At 60.9% G+C, this 711-nt stretch carries 1 protein-coding gene; it reads right to left on the bottom strand.

Translation table 11 applies throughout. The features are described from left to right. Positions 1-252: hypothetical protein (locus B2J89_RS21355; RefSeq protein WP_169170831.1), on the bottom strand; the 252-nt coding region annotated here is incomplete at its 3' end. Between the last annotated feature and the right edge of the window lie 459 nt (positions 253-711).

Consider the following 711-nt stretch of genomic DNA (forward strand, 5'->3'; position numbering starts at 1 on the left):
CACCACGTCGTGCGCGTCGAGGTGCTTGCGCGCCTTGGCCAGCTGGTCGTCGTAGGTGCCCAGCGGCGAGCCGCGGTAGCCGGTGATGTAGCCGGCGGTGTTGAGCCCGGCGGCGCGGTCGCGGCGCTTTTGCATCATCGGCAGGCGCACCAGCGCCTGCACACCGGTCAGGTACACCGTGCCCTCGCTGGCGGTGTACTTGTCGTCCAGGCCCACGGCCCGCAGGCTGGTACCAATGCTCATGTCACTCATACCGTCTCTCTCCTTGGATTCTTCGTGTCGTTGCGAGGGGATCAGGACGGGGCACGCCGGCTTGCAACGCCGCAGGGCGTCCAGACGTAAATCTGCTGACGCGCCACAGCGTCAGCAATGCACTTTTCCCGGATAAAATCCAACCGCCCGCAAAGTGTAGACAGTTATAACGACATGAGTCAACAACATTGAACAGACACTGTGGTAATGTTGTGCAGCCGTGGTTTGGGGCGTCCCGGGCAGAAGTGCCGGCACCTAAAATACTCACGGTTAACCGCGTCCAAGCACTCACACCCACGCTGCTTCCTCCGGCGACCGCCAGACTTTGCGGGCGATGGCAAATCGCCCGACTCTTTCTCACTACCGACTGCACCGATGGCCACCAAAAGCACCAAAAAAAAACCAGCGCATGTGCCACAGACCCGGGATGAAAGCAGTGTGGAGCGGCTGTATTTCGAA

It is taken from the genome of Acidovorax sp. SRB_24, assembly GCF_012931925.1.